Here is a 1659-nt window from a genome sequence, read left to right on the forward strand (position 1 = left end):
GCTGCTCGACCGCATGCCGGCCAAGGCGCTCGCGCACCTGGTGTTCGGCGCCGAGCCCATCGATGCCGAGGCGGCATTGGCCGCGGGCATCGTCGGGCGCGTGGTCGACGCCGGCAGCCTGCGCGCCGAAGGCGAGGCGCTGGTGCGGCGGCTGCTGTCCTTTCCGGCGCCGGCCGTGCAGGCCGTCAAGCAGTTCCTCGCGAGCGCGCCGCGCCATCACGAAGCCAACGCCGTACTCCACGGCGCGAGCCTGCTGGCCAACGTGCTCGGTTCGCGCTGAACGGCGGCGCCGAAGCGGCGCGGTCGACCATCACAAGAAGGAGACATCGCCATGCGGATTCCATTCCTCGCCTCTTTCACGCCCTTCGCGTCCTTCGCGCCCCTGGTGGCGGCCTTCATGCTGGCCCTCGCCTGCGGGTCCGCCTCCGCCGCCTACCCCGACAAGCCGGTGCGCGTGATCGTGGGCTTTCCGGCCGGCAGCACCGGCGACCTGATCGTGCGCATCCTCGGCCCGCGCCTGTCGCAGGGCCTGGGCCAGCCCGTGATCGTGGAGAACCGGCCCGGTGCCGGCAGCAGCATCGCCGCCGAGGCCGTGGCCCATGCCGCGCCGGACGGCCACACGCTGCTGCTGAGCACCACCGCGAACGTCATCAATCCCAGCCTGTACCCGAACCCGCGCTTCAGCTTCGTCAAGGACCTGGCGCCGGTGAGCCTGCTGGCCGAGGCGCCTTCGGTGCTGATCGCGCGCGCCGACCTTCCCGCGCGCACGGTGAAGGACCTGATCGCCGCGGCCGCCGCGGCGCCCGGCAAGTTCAGCTACGGTTCCTCGGGCAACGGCACCTTCACCCATCTCTATGGCGAGGCCTTCAACCAGGCGGCCCAGGTGCAGCTGACCCATGTGCCCTACAAGGGCAGCGCCCAGGCGCTGACCGACGTGGTCGCGGGCCGCGTGGACCTGGCCTTCACGCCCGCGGCGCCGGTGCTGGCACAGATCCAGGCCGGCCGGGTCAAGGCGCTGGCGGTGATCGGCCGGCAGCGCATGGCGGCCCTGCCGCAGGTGCCGACCTTCGCCGAGGAGGGCATCGCCGACTTCGACGCCGCCCTGTGGTTCGGCCTGCATGCGCCCGCGGGCACGCCGGGTGCCGTGATCGACCGGCTGGCGGCCGAGTTGCGCAAGGTGCTGGCCGATCCCGAGGTGCGCCGGCAACTCAACGACCAGACCGTCGAACCGATCGCCGGCACGCCGGCCCGGTTCGCGGGCATCATCGCGAGCGAATCGGCGCGATGGGCCAAGGTGATCGCCACCGCGGGCATCAAGGTCGATTGAGGCCACCCTCATTCTCGACACGAAGGAGACACACATGACACTGGGCCACGAGATCCGGGGCCACGGCCCGCAGCGCGTGATGGTCCTGCACGGCTGGTTCGGCGACCACCACGCCTGGGCGCCGACCTATGCGCTGCTCGACGAGCAGGCCTTCACCTACGCCTTCCCCGACTACCGCGGCTATGGCGCCTCGCGCGCCATCGAGGGCCGGCACACGATCGCGGAGATCGCGGCCGACGCCCTCGCGCTGGCCGATGCACTGGGCTGGGAGCGCTTCTCGCTGCTGGGCCACTCGATGGGCGGCATGGTGGCGCAGCGGGTCGCGATCGATG

2 protein-coding genes and 1 pseudogene are annotated in these 1659 nt (G+C 71.9%); all 3 read left to right on the forward strand.

Annotated elements, in window-relative coordinates; genetic code table 11:
• Positions 1-280: pseudogene (locus tag AC27VN_RS40820) on the forward strand (hypothetical protein); the annotation flags it as partial.
• A 51-nt stretch (positions 281-331) separates the two neighbouring features.
• Entirely contained in the window at positions 332-1327 is a 996-nt protein-coding gene (locus AC27VN_RS40825) for a Bug family tripartite tricarboxylate transporter substrate binding protein (protein WP_490880412.1), read from the forward strand.
• Positions 1328-1361: 34 nt separating this feature from the next.
• A partial coding sequence (locus tag AC27VN_RS40830; RefSeq protein WP_490880413.1) for an alpha/beta fold hydrolase occupies positions 1362-1659 on the forward strand: 298 nt, incomplete at its 3' end.

The sequence above is a fragment of the Variovorax sp. 20P10.2.4 genome, from assembly GCF_058244205.1.

Bases quoted from the DNA above. Each gene is read 5' to 3' on its own strand.
- AC27VN_RS40825 (WP_490880412.1), top strand. From the start codon at position 332: ATGCGGATTCCATTCCTCGCCTCTTTCACGCCCTTCGCGTCCTTCGCG.